Below are 17,855 nucleotides of genomic sequence, written 5' to 3' on the forward strand. Positions count from 1 at the left end.
TCCCGATCCGCCACGCACCCGAAGGAGACCGCTGTGAGCAGCTACCCCGAGGACCGGAAGTACACCGCAGAGCACGAGTGGATCGCCGTCGACGGCGCGACCGCCAGGGTCGGGCTGACCAGGTTCGCCGCGGAGTCGCTCGGCGAGGCCGTGTACGTCGACCTGCCCGAGGTCGGCGACACCGTGACGGCCGGCGAGGCCTGCGGAGAGGTCGAGTCGACGAAGTCGGTCTCCGACCTCGTCGCCCCCGCCACCGGCGAGGTCACCGCGGTCAACGACGCCGCGGACGCCGACCCGGCGCTCATCACGAACGACCCCCACGGCGAGGGGTGGCTCTACGAGATCACGGTCGGCGAGCTGCCGTCCGACCTGCTCGACGCCGCCGGGTACGCCGCGCTCGCCGACGAGGCCGCCAAGTGAGGCCCTTCGTCGACCGCCACCTCGGCGCGGGCGCCGCCGCGCGCGAGACGATGCTCGCCGCGGTGGGCGCCTCGTCGTCGGCCGACCTCATGGCGCGCGCCCTGCCCCCGAGCATCCGGGACGACGCCGAGACCCTCGCCGCCGAGCTGCCGATCCCGGCGGCGGCGAGCGAGGCCGAGGTCGCCGCCGAGCTCCGTGCGATGGCGGCGACCAACACCGTGCGGCGGTCGATGATCGGCCAGGGCTACTACGGCACCCACACCCCGGCGGTGATCCGGCGGAACGTGCTGGAGAACCCCTCCTGGTACACGGCCTACACGCCCTACCAGCCCGAGATCTCCCAGGGCAGGCTCGAGGCGCTGCTCAACTTCCAGACCCTCGTCTCGGACCTCACGGGCCTCACGGTCTCCGGCGCGTCGATGCTCGACGAGGCCACGGCCGTGGCCGAGGGGATGCTGCTCGCGCGCCGCGCCGTCAAGGGCGCCGGCCCGCGCATCGTCGTCGACACCGACCTGTTCGCGCAGACCGCGGCCGTGCTGGCCACCCGGGCCGAGCCCGTCGGCATCGAGCTGGTCCCCGCCGACCTCTCGGCCGGGGAGCTCCCGGACCTCGAGGGCGTCGCCGGGGTCGTCGTCCAGGTCCCCGGGGCCTCGGGACGCATCCCCGACGCCGAGGTGCTGCGCGGTGTCGTCGAGGCCACCCACGCCGCCGGGGCACTCGCGATCGCCGCCACCGACCTGCTCGCGTGCACGCTGATGACGGCGCCCGGCGACCTGGGGTTCGACGTCGCCGTCGGCTCCTCCCAGCGACTCGGCGTGCCGATGGGCTTCGGCGGTCCCCACGCGGGCTTCATGTCGGTGCGCGAGGGCCTCGAGCGACAGCTGCCGGGCAGGCTCGTCGGCGTCTCCGTCGACGCCGACGGACGGCCCGCCCACCGGCTCGCGCTCCAGACCCGCGAGCAGCACATCCGCCGCCAGAAGGCCACGAGCAACATCTGCACCGCTCAGGTGCTGCTCGCGGTCATGGCCTCGTCGTTCGCGGTCTACCACGGCCCCGAGGGACTCACCGAGATCGCCGCGCACGCCGCCCGGTCGGCGAACGAGCTCGCCTCCTGCCTCCGGGCGGGCGGCGCCGACGTCGCGGTCGGCGGCCGGTTCGACACCGTCGAGGTCCGCGTCCCCGGGCGGGCCGCCGAGCTCGCCGCCGCCGCGTCGGCGGACGGGGTGTGGCTGTGGGTCGAGGACGCCGACACCCTGCGCATCTCCACCGACGAGACGACGACGGCCGGCGACCTCGACACGGTGGTGCGCGTCGTCGTCGGGCAGGACCGGACGCCGGGGGAGGGCGCCGGCCGGGCCGCGCCTGCGGGTGGGTCCGAGCCCGCCGGCGGGGCCGGGCCGACCGCGCCGGGCGACCCGACCGACGGCACGGGCGTCCCCGCGTCGATGCGCCGGACGACCGAGTTCCTGACGCACCCGGTGTTCTCCGCGCACCGCTCCGAGACCGCGATGCTCCGCTACCTCACGCGGCTCGCGGCGAAGGACTACGCGCTCGACCGCGGCATGATCCCGCTGGGCTCGTGCACGATGAAGCTCAACGCCGCGATCGAGATGGAGTCGATCAGCTGGCCGGGCTTCGCCGCGGTCCACCCGTTCGCGCCCGCGGAGGACGTGACCGGCTACCTGCGCCTCGTCGAGGACCTCGAGGGCTGGCTCGCCGCCCTCACGGGGTACGAGGCGGTGTCGCTCCAGCCCAACGCCGGCTCCCAGGGCGAGCTCGCCGGGCTCCTTGCCATCCGCGGCTACCACCGCTCCCGCGGGGACGAGCGACGCACCGTCTGCCTCGTCCCGGCGTCCGCGCACGGGACGAACGCGGCCTCGGCGGTGCTCGCCGGGCTGTCGGTCGTGGTCGTCCCCTCCGCGTCGGACGGCTCGATCGACATCGACGCGCTCACCGAGCTCGCCGCGTCCCACGCCGACGACCTCGCGGCCATCATGCTCACCTACCCGTCCACGCACGGCGTCTACGAGGAGCACGTGCGGCAGGTGTGCGACGTCGTGCACGAGCACGGGGGCCAGGTCTACCTCGACGGCGCCAACCTCAATGCGCTGCTGGGCCATGCCAGGCCCGGCGAGTTCGGCGGCGACGTCAGCCACCTCAACCTGCACAAGACCTTCTGCATCCCGCACGGGGGCGGCGGACCCGGCGTGGGGCCGGTGGCCGCCAAGTCCCACCTGGCGCCGTTCCTGCCGGGGCACCCGCTCGCGCAGGGCGACCTGCGCGCGGACGGGGCGGTGTCGGCGGCTCCCTACGGCTCCCCGTCGATCCTGCCGATCACGTGGGCGTACATCCGGCTCATGGGTGCGGACGGGCTGCGGCGCGCCACCGAGGACGCCGTGCTCGCGGCGAACTACGTGGCGGCGCGGCTCGGCGACACGTTCCCGGTGCTCTACCGCGGCCCGGGGGACGCCGTCGCGCACGAGTGCATCCTCGACCTGCGCCCGCTCAAGTCCGCGACCGGCATCACGGTCGACGACGTCGCCAAGCGCCTCATCGACTTCGGCTTCCACGCGCCGACGATGAGCTTCCCGGTGCCCGGCACCCTCATGGTCGAGCCCACCGAGTCCGAGGACCTGCCGGAGATCGACCGGTTCGTCGACGCGATGCTCGCCATCGAGGCCGAGGCGCGGGCGGTGGCCGAGGGGCGGTGGCCGGCGGTCGACAACCCGCTCGTCAACGCCCCCCACCCCGCCGCACGTCTGGCAGGGGAGTGGACGCACCCCTACACGCGCGCCGAGGCCGCGTTCCCGGCCGGCGAGGAGGACAAGTACTGGCCGCCGGTGGCGCGCGTCGACGGCGCGTTCGGCGACCGGAACCTCGTCTGCTCGTGCCCGCCCCCGGAGGCGTTCGCCCAGGTCTGAGGGGCGCATCAGGGGACCGACGGACGCCCCGTCGGCGTCGGCGCGCAGCCGGACGTGCGCCGACGCCGACAAGGGTGTAATGTCTGTGTCGGCTATAATTGTAGGGACGGCGCGCGCCGCCCCGGGCTCGTTCTGCGGGTCGGCATGGAACATGCGGCGCGACGGGCGTGTTGAGACCACGACGCCCCCACCCCCGGCGAAAGGCCCCCTACCGATGAGTACCGACGTTACTGAGCCTGCGACGGGCACGAGCACGACCACCCCCGCGGCGAAGACACCTGCCAAGAAGACCACCGCGAAGAAGCCCGCGGCGAGGAAGACGACCTCGTCCACGACCGCCGCGAAGTCGACCGCGGCGAAGAAGACGTCCAGCGCGAAGTCGTCGACCACCGCCGCGAGGTCGGGCAGCACGGCGAAGTCGTCGACCGCCGCGAAGAAGACCACCACCGCGGCCGCTCCGAAGCGCGGCGCGAAGGCGGCGAAGCCGGCGGACGAGGTCGAGGAGACCGAGGAGACGACGACCACCCCCGAGGACGTCGACGAGTCGGAGCTCGTGGACGAGACCGGCACGGCGGACACCGACAGCGCCGACGAGGCCGACGACTCGGACGACGAGACCGACGGCGCCGACACGGACGATGCCTCTGACGAGGACCACGCCGAGGAGCCGGCCCCGGCGCAGTCCGCAACCCGTGGTTCGCGCCGCGGCAAGCTCGCCGTCGTCCCGGACGCGTCCTCCACGAAGGACGGGAAGTCCGGCAAGGAGGAGACGACCGCGAGCGGGTTCGTGGTCTCGGACTCCGACGACGACGACCAGCCCGTCCAGCAGGTCGTCACCGCCGGCGCGACCGCGGACCCGGTCAAGGACTACCTCAAGCAGATCGGCAAGGTGGCCCTCCTCAACGCCGAGCAGGAGGTCGAGCTCGCCAAGCGCATCGAGGCCGGCCTGTTCGCCGAGGAGCGCCTGGCTCAGGAGCCCGAGATGGAGCGCAAGCTCTCCCGGGAGCTGCAGTGGATCGCGAACGACGGCCGCCTCGCGAAGAACCACCTCCTCGAGGCGAACCTGCGACTCGTCGTGTCCCTGGCCAAGCGGTACACGGGTCGCGGGATGCTGTTCCTCGACCTCATCCAGGAGGGCAACCTCGGCCTCATCCGCGCGGTCGAGAAGTTCGACTACACCAAGGGCTACAAGTTCTCCACGTACGCGACCTGGTGGATCCGTCAGGCCATCACCCGCGCCATGGCCGACCAGGCCCGCACCATCCGCATCCCCGTGCACATGGTCGAGGTCATCAACAAGCTCGCCCGCGTCCAGCGGCAGATGCTCCAGGACCTGGGCCGCGAGCCCACGCCCGAGGAGCTCGCCAAAGAGCTCGACATGACCCCGGAGAAGGTCGTCGAGGTCCAGAAGTACGGCCGCGAGCCCATCTCCCTGCACACCCCGCTCGGCGAGGACGGCGACTCCGAGTTCGGTGACCTCATCGAGGACTCCGAGGCCGTCGTGCCCGCCGAGGCCGTGAGCTTCACGCTCCTGCAGGAGCAGCTCAACGCCGTGCTCGACACGCTCTCAGAGCGGGAGGCCGGCGTGGTCTCCATGCGGTTCGGCCTCCAGGACGGCCAGCCCAAGACCCTCGACGAGATCGGCAAGGTCTACGGGGTCACCCGCGAGCGCATCAGGCAGATAGAGAGCAAGACGATGTCGAAGCTCCGTCACCCGAGCCGCTCCCAGGTCCTGCGCGACTACCTGGACTGACCCCGACCGAACGACCGACCCGACGGGCCCGTGTCGCACCTCATCGTGCGGCCCGGGCCCGTCGGCGTCCCCGGCCGGTACAGATATCGGGCGTTCCGGCACGGACGCCGCGCGCCACGGAGGCCGACGACGGGCGGTCGAGCTCCGGCGCCGCCTAGAAGAGCGTCATCACGCCCCAGATGACGAGCAGGACGCCGAAGGCGATCGTCACGCCCCACAGCCCCTTGATGAGGAAGCTGGTCGTCCGCCGGGACTGCGGGTCGTCGTCGTACCGTCCGAAGGGGAGGCCCGCCATCGTCGGCCCGGGTTCCCGGCCCTCGTGGGCCGCGACGGCCCGCTCGGCATCGGAGATCCGCGAGGGCGGCGGCTCGGCGCCGTCGGCGCCGAACGCGTCGCCGTAGCCGCCTGACCCGTCGCCAGGGGCGCCGGAGGCGTCCGGCCCGTTCATGCCGTACGGGTCGGAGGCGGGCCGCTCGCCGGCCGGGGTGGGCGCGGCGGAGGCGCCGTACTGCTCGGGGCCCGCAGCCGGGTACTCGTCGGGGCCGGCCGTCCCGGGCTCCCGGACGTCGGCGGTCCATCGTGTGCCGTCCCATCGACGCTCGAGGCCCTCCTGCCACGGGTCCGGGTGCCAGCCTGGTTCGCGCTGCTCCATCTCGGGACTCCTCGTCTCGCTCGGTCGGGCGTAGTCCAGCGTGGCACAGCGGCGCGTGCGGCGCCGGTCAGGCACAGGGGTCAGGTACCTGGCGGTCGGGGTCGGTCGGGTCGCGCGCCGGGCCACGGCGGACCCCAGGGCCGCGCGGTGGTCGCGAACGCGACGACGAGCCGGCGTGCGGCCCCGGTGAGCACGAGCCCGAGCATGACGCGAAGCAGGGAGCCGTCGGCGAGGACGAGCTCGACCCGACCGGCCTGCAGCAGCCGGCCTCGGCGTCGGGCACCGCGGACCACGTCGCGCGGCAGGTCCCACAGGATCTCGGGTGCGCTCTCGAGGGGATTCGTCGTGAGGACCACCCGGTGGGACGTGACGAGGAGGTACGGGAACGTCTCGCAGCGGTCGATCGCGTCGCGCACCTCGGTGGCGAGACAGTCCGGCCAACCTATGAGGGACACGCCCGTGACCACCGAGTCCGCGAGATCGGCGGTGTAGTCGGTCGGCAGGCCGAGCAGCATGTCCAGCGGCGACCCGAGGTCGAACCTCGGCCGCGGACCGAAGCGCTCGGCGCCCGCCATGTAGGCCACACCCTCCCAGGCGTGCGGGCGCTCGTCGGGCGTGCGTAGCACGCGCGGCAGCGCGTCCCCGGCATGGCGGAGCATGTCCATGGCGTCATGCTGCCGTACCGCTGACCCGCCGCGACGCGCGCGAGCGAGGGGGATCAGGGGTAGGGCCACCCGTTGGGGACGCACCCCTGCATGCCGAGCGTCTGCTGCTGCATGACGGGAGCCGGCCGTCCCGGCGCGGGACAGCGCACGTGTCCGTGGCCCAGGAAGTGGCCCATCTCGTGGTTGACGACGTAGTCGCGGTAGCTCGTCAACGAGCCACCCGCGTTCGTGAACGGCGCGGCGCCGTACGCCCAGCGGTTCGCGTTGATGACCACCGACGTCCCCACGCGGCACGAGGTGTACCCGTTCGTGTTGAGCGGGTAGCACAGGCGGTCCACCGTGGCGGGCGAGGTCAGGCGGAGGACGACGTCGGCGGGCCCGTCCGTCCGGGCGAACGAGACCGCGCCGTGGCGCCCCCACCCGCGCGAGGCGTTGAGGGTGGTCATGACGAGGTCGGCGAACTCGGGGCGCACCACGGAGATGCCGCGCTCGGTCTCGATCCGCACGCGGACCGTCCGCGCGGAGTCGTTCGGGGCGGGCACGGAGCCCGGGACGACCGCGAAGGTGCCCGACCCGGACCACGGCGGTGCACCGACGAGCCCCCCGTTGGTGGGCGGCGTCGGAGGCGGTGGCGGGGGAGTCGGGGCGGCCGCGGGGCGCCGCAGGCCGAAGGTGTCGGCGCCGTTCCCGTCCCAGTCGCCGGCGAAGGCCGTGTCGTCCGTGCGGCCGAAGGAGATCGTGCGGTCCGCGTTCCCGCCGGCCAGCGTGGTGCTCACGTGCAGCTCGGTGCCGCGGCGCACGGCGAGCGTGTCCGTCCCGTCCCCGTCCCAGTCGCCGACGAGGACGGTGTCCCCGGCGCGACCGTAGTCGAGCTCGATCTCGGCGTTGCCGGAGGTGAGGGTGTTGGAGAGGAAGTACCGGTTCCCGCGCCGCACGGCGAGGGTGTCGGTGCCGTCCCCGTCCCAGTCGCCGACGAGGACGGTGTCCCCGGCGCGGCCGTAGTCGAGCTCGATCTCGGCGTTGCCGGAGGTGAGGGTGTTGGAGAGGAAGTACCGGTTCCCGCGCCGCACGGCGAGGGTGTCGGTGCCGTCCCCGTCCCAGTCGCCGACGTGGACGACGTCGGCCGCCCGGCCGTAGGCGATCTGCCGGTCGGCCGGCCCCGAGGTCAGCGTGTTGCGCAGGTGGTACACCTGGCCGCGGCGCACCGCGAGCGTGTCGGTGCCGTTCCCGTCCCAGTCGCCGGTCAGGACGTCGTCGTCGGCGCGGCCGTAGACGAGGTGCCGGTCGGTGACGCCGTCGAGGTCGTCGTCGAGGAAGAACTCGGTCCCTGATCCGCCGACCTCCCCGGTGGCCGCCGTGGGCGAGGCGGGGGCCGTGAGCGCTGCGAGGGTGGCGAGGGCGGACACGGCGGCGAGAGCGCCAAGCCGGCGCGGGGTCCTGGTGGGGAGCACGGCCCCCAGGCTAGGGGCTCGGGCGGCACCCGGACAGCGTTTCGGCAGGTCGGTCCGGCCCGCCCCCTCCGGTCGGGCCCGTCAGGACCTGTCGGTCCGGCTCAGTCCTTGACGACGTGCCGCGCGGCGAGCACGTGGAACACGCCGAAGAGCATGAGGCCCACCGCGATCGCGCCGACGAGCACCGGGCCCGCGGGCCAGCCGAGGATGGTGACGAGCGCGGTGTCGGTGCCACCGGCCTGGTCCGGGTCCGATCGCAGCGCCGCGAGCGCCACGAGGACGCCGAGGACGGTGAAGGCGAACCCGCGTGCCGCGTGCCCGACGCGGCCGGCGAGCAGCACCTTCCGGTCGACGCGCGGGTCGAGCTTCTTGGCGAACCGCTCCGTGGCGCCGGTCCAGATCCACCACAGCCCGACCGCCACGACGGCGCCGCCGACGCACGCGAGCAGGATCTGCCCGCCCGGCTGGGACAGGAGGGTCTGCGCACCCTGCTCCTCGGTGTTCCCCGACCCGGAGCTGCCGCGCATGAGGACGACGACGCCGGTCACCGCCAGCGCAGCGGCGACGACCCCCTTGGCGGCCGAACCGATCCGCCGCGCCAGGTCCGAGGACCCGTGCTCGTCCGGGTGCCCGACGACCGCGAGGACGAGCTGCCAGACGACGTAGCAGAGCAGGCCGAGCACCATGACGACGAGCAGGGCGGCGCCGAGCGGCGTGCTGCCGATCTCCTCGATCGCTCCCGAGGTGGTCGAGTCCTCGGAGGAGCCGGATCCGATCGCGAGGCCCATGGCGATCCAGCCGACGACGAACCACACGATGCCCTGGGCGGCGAAGCCGACCTGGCCGAGCCGGTGGAGCCACCCTCCACGCGCGGAGTCCTGAGCGTCCTGGGCCACCTCGTCGGCCTGGTCCTTGACCTGGTCGACCTGGTCCTTCATCGAGTCGCTGTCCACCGGGGCATCGAATCATCTGTGGCGGGCCGCTGCACCCGGGACGACGAACGGCTGCCGCCCCGCGCGGGGCGGCAGCCGTTCGGGGCGTGCCGGGTCAGGCGTCCGCGCTGAGCAGACGGTCGCTCTCGTCGTGGATCTCCGTGGCCACCTCGTCGAGCTTGTCGGCGTGGCGGCGGGCGTGGTGCGCGCAGAACAGGAGCGAGCCGGAGCGCAGGGTCACGCGGACGTAGGCCTGTGCGCCGCAGGCGTCGCAGCGGTCGGCGGCGGTGAGCTGGGGTTCGGTCGCTGTCGTGGTCACACCGGCATGTAATCATCCCGGACCCCGTTCTGTGCCGAGGTGGCGGGGGAGTTCGCCCCCGGCGTAGCCGCGTGTCGCCCCGGTCACCGGCCGTCGACCGCGCCTCCGCGCCCGTCGACCGCGCCTCCGCGCCCGTCGGCCACGCCTCCGCGCCCGTCGGGCGGCCCCGCCGTACGATCCTTCGGTGAATCCCACCTCCGCCGCCGAGTACTCGGCACGGCACCTGTCGGTCCTCGAGGGACTGGCCGCCGTGCGCAAGCGACCGGGCATGTACATCGGCTCGACCGACGGTCGGGGCCTCATGCACTGCCTGTGGGAGATCGTCGACAACTCTGTCGACGAGGGCCTCGGCGGGCACGCGACCCGCATCGAGATCGTCCTGCACCCGGACTCCTCGGTCGAGGTCCGCGACGACGGACGAGGCATCCCGGTCGACGAGGTCCCCGGCGTCGGGCTGTCCGGTGTCGAGGTCGTCTACACCAAGCTCCACGCGGGTGGGAAGTTCGACTCGGGGTCGTACGCGACCTCGGGCGGACTGCACGGCGTCGGAGCGTCGGTGGTCAACGCGCTCTCGGCGCGCCTCGACGTCGAGGTGGACCGCGGGGGCAGGACCCACCGGATGACGTTCCGCCGCGGTGAGCCCGGCACGTTCGACGACCCGGCCGCGGGCCCCTCGGCGGACGCCGACTTCCAGCCGTTCGAGAAGGCGTCGAGCCTGGAGGTCACCGGCAAGGTGCGCCGTGGCGTCACCGGGACGCGCGTGCGGTACTGGGCGGACCCACAGATCTTCCCGGCCACGGCCGAGTTCAGCCTCGAGGAGGTGCTCGGTCGCGCCCGGCAGACCTCCTTCCTCGTCCCGGGCCTGACGATCGTGGTCTCCGACCGCCGCGCGTCGGACCCCGAGGAGCACACGACCGAGGAGTTCCGGCACGACGGCGGTACGGCGGACTTCGTCGAGTACCTGTCTCCGGACACCGCGGTGACCGAGGTGTGGCGCCTGACCGGTCAGGGCGCGTTCACCGAGACGATCCAGCAGCTCGACGGCAAGGGCCACCTGCGGCCCGTCGAGGTCGAGCGGGTCTGCGAGGTCGACGTCGCGCTGCGCTGGGGCACGGGGTTCGAGACGACCGCCCGCAGCTTCGTCAACATCATCGCCACCCCCAAGGGCGGCACGCACGTGGCCGGCTTCGAGCAGGCCGTCCTCAAGGTGGCCCGCAAGCAGATCGAGGCGTCCGCGCGTCGGCTCAAGGTCACCGCCAAGGACCCCCGGATCGAGAAGGACGACGTCCTCGCCGGCCTCACCACCGTGGTCTCGGTCCGCGTGCCCGAGCCGCAGTTCGAGGGGCAGACCAAGGAGGTCCTCGGGACCGCGCAGGTCCGGCAGGTCGTGGCGAAGGTGGTGGAGGCTGAGCTCACGGACCTGCTCACCTCGACGAGGGCCGCGCAGCGGTCGCAGTCGAACGCCCTGCTGGAGAAGATCGTCGGCGAGATGCGTGCGCGGGTCGCCGCCCGCACGCAGAAGGACATCTCGCGCCGGAAGAACGCCCTCGAGAGCTCGTCGCTGCCGACCAAGCTCGTCGACTGCCGCTCCAAGGAGGTCGAGCGCTCCGAGCTGTTCATCGTCGAGGGGGACTCCGCGCTCGGCACCGCGCGCCGGGCGCGGAGCTCGGAGTTCCAGGCGCTGCTGCCGATCCGCGGAAAGATCCTCAACGTCCAGAAGGCCTCCGCCGCGGACATCCTCAACAACGTCGAGGTCGCGACGATCTTCCAGGTCATCGGGGCCGGGTCGGGGCGCACGTTCGACCTCGACCTCGCCCGCTACGGGAAGATCGTCCTCATGACGGACGCCGACGTCGACGGCGCCCACATCCGCACCCTTCTGCTCACCCTCTTCTTCCGGTACTGCCGGCCGCTGGTCGAGGCGGGTCGCGTCTTCGCCGCGGTCCCGCCGCTGCACCGGGTCGAGGTCGCCGGCTCCGGCGGGCGCAAGGGCGAGGTCCACTACACCTACTCCGACGCCGAGCTCGCCCGCCTGCTCGCCAAGCTGGACAAGGCCGGGAAGAACCTGCGGTCGACCCCGCAGCGGTACAAGGGCCTCGGTGAGATGGACGCCGACCAGCTGGCCGAGACCACGATGGACCCCGCGCGCCGCACGCTGCGACGCATCACGGGGGCCGACGAGGAGGCGGTGGCCCGCGCCGAGTCCGTCTTCGAGCTGCTCATGGGCAGCGAGGTCGCGCCGCGCAAGGACTTCATCGTGGCCGGTGCGGCCGCGGTCGACCGTGAGCGGATCGACGCCTGAGGCGGGGGAGTCCTCGGGCCCGGCGACACGGCGACGTAGACTTCCGGGCATGATCGTGTCCTCGGCCGGGTCCGCCGCGCAGCTCGCGCGCCGGTTCGACCCGCCGGCCTCCGCCGCGGTCCCGGGTCCCCACCTGGGCCTGCGCTGGCGCACCCTCGCCGCCGACGACGGGGCGGACGTCGCGGCGCTGTGGGACCGTTCCGACGCCGTCGACTCCCGCGGGACGCGCACGACCCGGGCCGACGTCGACCGGCTGCTCTCGGCCGCGGCCGACGCCGGCGACACCCTCGGCGGGTTCGACGCCGACGGGATCCTGCGCGCGGCGGCGGCGCTCGTCCTCACGCTCCAGGGCGACGGCGCGGAGGTCCGCCTGCGCGCGACGATCGACCCGGGCAGGCGCGGGCTGGGCATAGGCAAGGCCCTGCTCGGCTGGCAGGACGACCGAGCGCGTCAGCTCCTCGCCGACGCCGCACCCGCCGGGCCGGCTCGCATCGTCATCGAGGTCGACCCGCACCAGAGCGACCGCCGTCGCCTCTGTGCGGCTGCCGGCTTCGCCCCCGAACCCGGCGCGCCGGGTCGGACGTTCGCGGTGGTGCTGTGAGCCAGCCTCCCGGGCGCGGGCTGCGCGCCGCACTGACGGGCCTGCGCACCTCGACCCGGCGTCCCTCCGGCGAGACCGTGGCCATGCACGTCCTCGCCGAGCCCGACCCCTCGACCGGGTCGACCGACCGGCTCCTGCCGCGGGCGGTCGACGGGCTCACGTGGTCGGTGCTCGACGCGCCGCGCGCAGCCGAGCTCGCCGCCCTCGTCTCCCGCATCGAGTCGGCCGACGGCACCCCGCTGCGCACCTCTGCCGAGGAGGTCGAGAGCTACTTCGCCGCCCGCGAGGGCTACCGGGCGGTCGCCGGGGACGACGCCGAGGGCGTGATGCGGGCGTTCGGCCTGGTGCGACCCAAGGGCGAGGTCGTCGACGGCATGCCCTCGTTCACCTGCTCCGGCGGGGTCGACGACGCGCTGCGGCTCAAGGGCGCGGGCGCCGCGCTCGTCGGCTGGCAGGTGGCGACCTCGCAGGCGCTGCTCGCCGAGTCGGGGGCCGAGCGTGGCGCCGTCGTCGTCCACGTCGACGAGAGCGAGTCGGATCTCAGCGCGCTGCTCGAGGAGCACGGGTTCCGGCCCCGGCGCTGGTACGTCCAGATGCGCCGGAGCCTGTCGCTCGACATCCCGACGATCCCGCTGCCCCCGTACGTGTCGGTCGAGCCCTGGACGCCCGAGCTCGCCGACCAGGTGCGGCGTGCCCACGGCCGGGCGTTCGCCGACCAGCCGGAGGGCGCGATGGAGCGCGGCGCCGAGCTGTGGGGCCCGGAGGCGACGGCCTTCGAGCCGGGCTGGAGCTTCGTCGCCCTCGACCGGTCCTCGGACCGCGCGAAGGTCGCCGGCTACGTCGTGTCCAGCAGGTACGAGCAGGACTGGGAGGCGCTGGGCTGGACCGAGGGGTACACCGAGGTCCTCGGCGTGCTCTCGGAGTGGCGCGGCAAGCACGTGGGCAGCGCCCTGCTGAGCGCCGTCATGCGCGCGTACGCGGCCGACGGCATGGAGTACGCGGGGCTCGACGTCGACGTCGACTTCTCGCTCGACGTCGACCATCCGGAGCCGCACTCGATGATGGCGCTGTACACGAGCCTCGACTACGTCCCGACCAGCCGGTCCGCCCTGTACGTCCTCGAGCTCTGACGCGGATCCGTCGCCCTGGACGAGCACGCCGGACGACGACGCAGCGCGCGGCTGCACCGCCGTCGAGCGATGCTCAGCGGTGCAGGTGGGGCTCGACGAGCTCGGCGTAGCGCGCGGCCACCGTGGCCAGCGTGGAGTCGCCGGGTGCGTCCCAGATCTCCTGGTTGAAGATCTCGACCTCGACGTCGCCCGTGTACCCGGCGTCGGCGACCCAGCCCGTGATGGTGGCGAAGTCGACGAACCCGTCCCCGGGGAAACCGCGGGAGAGCAGCGGGTCGGCGGCGATCGGGAGGTTCCAGTCGCACACCTGGTAGGACGCGAGGCGTCCCTCGGCGCCGGCGCGGGCGACCTGCTCGCGCAGGTCCGGGTCCCACCACACGTGGTAGGTGTCGACGACGACGCCGACGGTCTCGGGTGCGAAGGGGGCCGCGAGGTCGAGGCACTGGCGCAGGGTGGAGAGCACCGCGCGGTCGGCCGCGAAGATCGGGTGCAAGGGCTCGAGCACGAGGCGTACGTCGCTCGCGGCCGCGTGCTCCGAGAGCTCGGCGATCCGGTCGGCCACCCGCGCGCGGGCGGCCACGAGGTCGCGGTCCCCGCCGGCCGACGGCGGGCCGTTGGGGCCGGTGGCCGCGGGCAGCCCGCCGACGACGAGGACGAGCTCGCGGGTGCCGAGGGCGGCCGCCTCGTCGATCGCGGCGCGGTTGTCGGCCAGGGCGGCGCGCCTCCCGTCGTCGTCGGCCGCGGTGAGGAACCCACCGCGGCACAGCGAGGAGACGCGCAGGCCCGCCTCGCGCACGATCCGGGCCGCGCGCTCGAGCCCGGCCTCGGCGACCCGGTCGCGCCACAGCCCGAGGGCGGGGATCCCCGCGGCCACCGCGCCCTCGACGGCCTCCTCGAGGGTCCAGCGCTTCGTCGTGGCGGTGTTGAGGGAGAGCCGGGACAGGTCCGGGGCGCTCATCGTCCGGCCCCGATCCCGGCGACGTCGAGGAAGCGGGTCATCCGTGTGGCGGCGAGGTCGGGGTCGGTGAGCAGCCCGGCGGCGTCGGCCAGGCGGACGAGCTCGACCAGGTGCGGGACCGACCGGCCCGACTGGAGGCCGCCGACCATCTGGAAGCCGGGCTGGTGGCCGTTGAGCCACGCGAGGAAGGCCACGCCCGTCTTGTAGTAGAAGGTCGGGGCGGCGAACACGTGTCGTCCGAGCGCCTGCGTCGAGGCCAGCGTGGCGTGCGCACCCGCGGTGTCCCCGGCGTCGAGGGCGCTCAGGGCGTGGGACGCCGCCGGCGCGATGGCGGCGAAGATCCCGAGGAGGGCGTCGGAGTGCCCGCGCTCGTCGCCGACCACGAGGTCGGGGTAGTTGTAGTCGTCGCCCGTGTACATCCGCACGCCCTCGGGCAGGCGCTCCCGGACCCAGATCTCCAGGTCCGCGTCGAGCAGCGAGATCTTCATGCCGTCGACCGCGCCCCGGTGCTCGCGCACGAGGTCGAGGAGGACCTCGGCGGCCGCGTAGGGGTCGTCGTGCCCCCAGTAGCCGGCGAGCTGCGGGTCGAACGCCTCGCCGAGCCAGTGGAGGATGACCGGCGCCGTCGAGCGGGACAGGAGGTCGGAGTAGACCGAGCGGTAGTCGTCGGCGTCGCGGGCGGCGGCGGCGAGCGCGCGGGACGCCATGAGGATCGGCCGGGCGCCGGCCTCGCCGACCACGTCGAGCTGGCCGCGGTAGGCGTCGGTCACCGTGCGCAGCGCGCCGGCCGGGTCCGCGCCGGCGACCTGGGCCGGCAGCACCTCGTCCGTGCCGGCGCCGCAGGCGATCGTGCCGCCCACGGAGGCGGCCTCGGCCGACGAGCGGCGGATGAGCTCGGCCGCGGCCGGCCAGTCCAGCCCCATGCCGCGCTGCGCCGTGTCCATGGCCTCGGCGACCCCGAGTCCGAGCGACCACAGGTGGTGCCGGAAACCCAGCGTCGAGTCCCAGTCGAGGACCGCGGGCGCGCCCGGGGCGGTCTCTGCGGTGACGACGGGAACGACGTGGGCGGCCGCGTAGGCCACCCGCGAGTTGAACGGGGCCGACGGGCGGTCCCAGCCCCGGGCCGGCGCGAGCCGGTGGTCCTCCAGGGTGCCGTCGGCGCCGGGCAGCGTGACTCTCGGCCCGGTGCCGGTGCCGGTGCCGGTGCCGGTCATCGGGCCGCGTCCGCGGGCGCGGCCGGCGCGGGGGCGGACCCGTGCGCCGTGTCGAACGAGACGACCGGGACGTCGAGGCGTCGGCCCTCGGCCGAGGAGCGCAGGCCGAGCTCGGCGAGCTGCACGCCGCGCGCGGCGGACAGCAGGTCGTAGCGGTGCGGACGACCGGCCACGACGTCGGCGAGGAACTCCTCCCACTGGGCCTTGAAGCCGTTGTCGAGCGGGGCGTTCGCGGGGACGTCGAGCCACTGGTCGCGGTAGGACTCGGTGACGGGCAGGTCCGGGTTCCACACGGCGGCGGGCGTGTGGGCGCGCTGCTGGGCCACGCACGAGTGCAGGCCCGCGACTGCCGAGCCGTGGGTGCCGTCGACCTGGAACTCGACGAGCTCGTCGCGGTGGACGCGGGTCGCCCACGAGGAGTTGATCTGGACCACCACGGGGTCGCCGCCGGGGGTGGTGACGTCGAAGATCCCGTAGGCGGCGTCGTCGGCGGTGGCGGTGTAGGTCGCCCCCTGCTCGTCCACGCGGGAGGGGATGTGGGTGACGGTCCGCGCCGTCACGGTGTCGACCGTGCCGACGATGCCCTCGAGGACATAGTTCCAGTGGCAGAACATGTCCGTGGTGATACCCCCGCCGTCCTCGCTGCGGTAGTTCCACGACGGCCGCTGACCGGGCTGGACGTCGCCCTCGAACACCCAGTAGCCGAACTCGCCGCGCATCGAGAGGATCCGGCCGAAGAAGCCCTCGTCGACCAGGCGGCGGAGCTTGACCAGGCCCGGGAGGTAGAGCTTGTCGTGGACCACGCCGATGGTCACGCCCGCCTCGTCGCCCCGGCGCGCGAGCTCGACCGCCTCGTCGAGGGTCTCCGCCGTCGGCTTCTCGGTGAAGACGTGCTTGCCCCGGCCGAGGGCGGCCGTGATCGCCTCGACCCGGCGGGAGGTGACCTGCGCGTCGAAGTACACGTCGATCGACGGGTCGTCGAGGACCGACTCGAGATCCGTCGTCCAGTGCTCGACCCCGTGCCGGCGCGCCAGCTCCGCGACCTTGTCGGCGTTCCGGCCCACGAGCACGGGCTCGACCTGGACGAGCGTCCCGTCGCTCAGCCGGACGCCCCCGGCGTCCCGGATCGGGAGGATCGAGCGGACGAGGTGCTGGCGGTAGCCCATACGTCCCGTGATGCCGTTCATGGCGATACGGAGGGTGCGAGTGGTCATGGTCTCTCCATCGAGTGCGGGGCGGAATGCGCTTTCCACATTATGGGGCGGCGCCGCGGGTGTCAACGAGGTCCACCCCGGCGCGGTGTCGAGAGTGCGGCTGAGGGTGCTTCGTGAGGTGTCGAGAGTGCGCGTGAGCGCGCCCCGCGTGTCGAGAGTGCGGCTGAGGGTGCCCCGCGTGTCGAGGGTGCGGGTGAGCGCGCCCTCGGGCTCCTCAGTCGATCCGCGGCGTGGACTCGCGCAGGACGACGGACGCGCCGACGGGCACCTCGCGGGGACCGTCGGCGGGGTCGAGCGCCAGGGGGACGGCGAGCCGCCCCATCTCGACCATGGGCAGGGCCACCGTCGTCAGGCCGGGCGCGACGTCCCGCAGGGTGGTGATGTCGTCGAAGCCCGCCACGGCGACGTCGCCGGGCACGTCGAGGCCCGCCTCGCGGACGGCGGACATCGCGCCGACCGCCATGACGTCGTTGACGGCGAAGACGAGGCGCGGTGTGCCCTCGCCGCGCAGCAGGGTGGTCATTGCGGCGTGCCCACCGTCGCGGGTGAAGTCACCGGGGACGACCCGGTCGGCCGGGACCTCGACGCCGAGCTCGGCCAGCGCGTCGCGGAAGGCGGCCTGCCGGTCGCGCGCCGTCGTGTGCCAGTCGGGGCCGGCCAGGATGCCGACGTCGCGGTAGCCCAGGCCGTGCAGCGCCCGGGCGAGATCGGCGCTGCCGTGCGCGTTGTCCGGGACCACGGTGCTGAGGCCGGGCAGGGGCTGACCGACCAGGGCCACGCGGCCACCGCGGTCCTGGTAGGTCGCGAGGACGTCCCGCAGGCGTTCGTTGACGGCGGCGTCCTCCACGCGGCCACCGGCGATGATGATCGCGCGCGCCCGCTGGTTCTGAAGGGTGGCGATGAACTCGAGCTCGCGCACCGGGTCGCGGTGCGTCGTCGCGAGGGTGACGACGCAGCCTGCCTCGTCGGCCGCGTTGATGACGCCGGCGGCGATCGCGGAGAAGTACGGGTCGGCGATGTCCTGGACGATGAGGCCGACGGTGTCGGTCCGGCCGCGGGCCATGGCCTGGGCGTTGGCGTCGGGGGAGTAGTCGAGCCGCTGCGCCGCGTCGAGCACGCGTTCCCGGAGGTCCTCCCGGACCCGGCGTTCGGAGCTGCCGTTGATGGCGCGCGAGGCGGTCGCGAGGGACACGCCCGCCTCCTGGGCCACCTGGGACAGGGTGACGCGGCCCCGTCCGCCCGCGCGTGGTGCCGCGGGTCGTCCAGCCCCCTGCTCGGCCATCGCCCCTCCTCGTGCTCTCGCGCGGACCCTCGCCGCGACCG

General features: G+C 73.9%; 15 protein-coding genes. 6 read left to right on the forward strand and 9 right to left on the reverse strand.

Features of this window, described 5'->3' with window-relative positions:
* The first annotated feature begins 33 nt into the window (after positions 1 to 33).
* The 3 genes from gcvH (at position 34) to ACPYO6_RS02610 (ending at position 5,094) form a co-directional block, all read left to right on the forward strand.
* Entirely contained in the window at positions 34 to 420 is a 387-nt protein-coding gene (gene gcvH, locus ACPYO6_RS02600) for a glycine cleavage system protein GcvH (RefSeq protein WP_425713332.1), read from the forward strand.
* Positions 417 to 3,341 (forward strand): aminomethyl-transferring glycine dehydrogenase, encoded by a 2,925-nt coding sequence (gene gcvP, locus ACPYO6_RS02605; RefSeq protein WP_425713333.1) that lies wholly within the window; start codon positions 417 to 419, stop codon positions 3,339 to 3,341. The genes gcvH and gcvP overlap by 4 nt, the downstream gene beginning before the upstream one ends.
* Positions 3,342 to 3,555: 214 nt before the next feature.
* A complete protein-coding gene (locus ACPYO6_RS02610) occupies positions 3,556 to 5,094 on the forward strand; it encodes an RNA polymerase sigma factor (RefSeq protein WP_425713334.1) in 1,539 nt (512 codons plus the stop codon).
* A 154-nt stretch (positions 5,095 to 5,248) separates the two neighbouring features.
* Here ACPYO6_RS02610 and ACPYO6_RS02615 read toward each other — a convergent pair whose 3' ends face one another.
* The 5 genes from ACPYO6_RS02615 to ACPYO6_RS02635 form a co-directional block, all read right to left on the reverse strand.
* Positions 5,249 to 5,746: a DUF2510 domain-containing protein gene (locus ACPYO6_RS02615; protein WP_425713335.1), complete on the reverse strand. Its 498-nt coding sequence runs from the start codon at positions 5,744 to 5,746 to the stop codon at positions 5,249 to 5,251.
* 80 nt (positions 5,747 to 5,826) lie between these two features.
* The gene (locus ACPYO6_RS02620) at positions 5,827 to 6,411 is read right to left on the reverse strand and encodes a hypothetical protein (RefSeq protein WP_425713336.1); all 585 of its coding nucleotides are present in this window, start codon (positions 6,409 to 6,411) and stop codon (positions 5,827 to 5,829) included.
* Between the two features lie 53 nt (positions 6,412 to 6,464).
* Positions 6,465 to 7,862, reverse strand: coding sequence for a DUF3152 domain-containing protein (locus ACPYO6_RS02625; RefSeq protein WP_425713337.1), 1,398 nt, complete (start codon positions 7,860 to 7,862; stop codon positions 6,465 to 6,467).
* Positions 7,863 to 7,963: 101 nt separating this feature from the next.
* A complete protein-coding gene (locus ACPYO6_RS02630) occupies positions 7,964 to 8,815 on the reverse strand; it encodes a DUF1206 domain-containing protein (protein ID WP_425713338.1) in 852 nt (283 codons plus the stop codon).
* Between the two features lie 94 nt (positions 8,816 to 8,909).
* Positions 8,910 to 9,113, reverse strand: coding sequence for a DUF7455 domain-containing protein (locus ACPYO6_RS02635; protein WP_425713339.1), 204 nt, complete (start codon positions 9,111 to 9,113; stop codon positions 8,910 to 8,912).
* 184 nt (positions 9,114 to 9,297) lie between these two features.
* On the opposite strand from ACPYO6_RS02635, the gene ACPYO6_RS02640 reads away from it, so the two are divergent.
* From ACPYO6_RS02640 to ACPYO6_RS02650, 3 genes are read left to right on the forward strand one after another with little or no spacing between them, the layout of a single operon-like run.
* Positions 9,298 to 11,415, forward strand: coding sequence for a DNA gyrase/topoisomerase IV subunit B (locus ACPYO6_RS02640; RefSeq protein WP_425713340.1), 2,118 nt, complete (start codon positions 9,298 to 9,300; stop codon positions 11,413 to 11,415).
* A 49-nt stretch (positions 11,416 to 11,464) separates the two neighbouring features.
* Positions 11,465 to 12,016 (forward strand): hypothetical protein, encoded by a 552-nt coding sequence (locus ACPYO6_RS02645; protein ID WP_425713341.1) that lies wholly within the window; start codon positions 11,465 to 11,467, stop codon positions 12,014 to 12,016.
* Complete coding sequence (locus ACPYO6_RS02650) at positions 12,013 to 13,146, forward strand: GNAT family N-acetyltransferase (RefSeq protein ID WP_425713342.1); 1,134 nt, start codon at positions 12,013 to 12,015, stop codon at positions 13,144 to 13,146. Before ACPYO6_RS02645 ends, ACPYO6_RS02650 begins: the two co-directional genes overlap by 4 nt.
* A 73-nt stretch (positions 13,147 to 13,219) precedes the next feature.
* Here ACPYO6_RS02650 and ACPYO6_RS02655 read toward each other — a convergent pair whose 3' ends face one another.
* From ACPYO6_RS02655 to ACPYO6_RS02670, 4 genes are all read right to left on the reverse strand, one after another.
* A complete protein-coding gene (locus ACPYO6_RS02655) occupies positions 13,220 to 14,104 on the reverse strand; it encodes a sugar phosphate isomerase/epimerase family protein (RefSeq protein ID WP_425713343.1) in 885 nt (294 codons plus the stop codon).
* Entirely contained in the window at positions 14,101 to 15,318 is a 1,218-nt protein-coding gene (locus ACPYO6_RS02660) for a dihydrodipicolinate synthase family protein (protein ID WP_425713344.1), read from the reverse strand. The genes ACPYO6_RS02655 and ACPYO6_RS02660 overlap by 4 nt, the downstream gene beginning before the upstream one ends.
* Complete coding sequence (locus ACPYO6_RS02665; RefSeq protein ID WP_425713345.1) at positions 15,315 to 16,532, reverse strand: Gfo/Idh/MocA family protein; 1,218 nt, start codon at positions 16,530 to 16,532, stop codon at positions 15,315 to 15,317. The genes ACPYO6_RS02660 and ACPYO6_RS02665 overlap by 4 nt, the downstream gene beginning before the upstream one ends.
* A 214-nt stretch (positions 16,533 to 16,746) precedes the next feature.
* Complete coding sequence (locus ACPYO6_RS02670; RefSeq protein ID WP_425713346.1) at positions 16,747 to 17,814, reverse strand: LacI family DNA-binding transcriptional regulator; 1,068 nt, start codon at positions 17,812 to 17,814, stop codon at positions 16,747 to 16,749.
* Positions 17,815 to 17,855: the final 41 nt, after the last annotated feature.

This window comes from Georgenia sp. Z1344 (assembly GCF_049856295.1).
In the GTDB taxonomy this organism is placed as follows: Bacteria; Actinomycetota; Actinomycetes; order Actinomycetales; family Actinomycetaceae; genus JB111.

Coding starts and splice junctions, on each gene's coding strand:
- ACPYO6_RS02620 (WP_425713336.1), bottom strand. CDS start 6,411: ATGGACATGCTCCGCCATGCCGGGGACGCGCTGCCGCGCGTGCTACGC.
- ACPYO6_RS02615 (WP_425713335.1), bottom strand. CDS start 5,746: ATGGAGCAGCGCGAACCAGGCTGGCACCCGGACCCGTGGCAGGAGGGC.
- ACPYO6_RS02655 (WP_425713343.1), bottom strand. CDS start 14,104: ATGAGCGCCCCGGACCTGTCCCGGCTCTCCCTCAACACCGCCACGACG.
- ACPYO6_RS02665 (WP_425713345.1), bottom strand. CDS start 16,532: ATGACCACTCGCACCCTCCGTATCGCCATGAACGGCATCACGGGACGT.
- ACPYO6_RS02645 (WP_425713341.1), top strand. CDS start 11,465: ATGATCGTGTCCTCGGCCGGGTCCGCCGCGCAGCTCGCGCGCCGGTTC.
- ACPYO6_RS02670 (WP_425713346.1), bottom strand. CDS start 17,814: ATGGCCGAGCAGGGGGCTGGACGACCCGCGGCACCACGCGCGGGCGGA.
- ACPYO6_RS02660 (WP_425713344.1), bottom strand. CDS start 15,318: ATGACCGGCACCGGCACCGGCACCGGCACCGGGCCGAGAGTCACGCTG.
- ACPYO6_RS02610 (WP_425713334.1), top strand. CDS start 3,556: ATGAGTACCGACGTTACTGAGCCTGCGACGGGCACGAGCACGACCACC.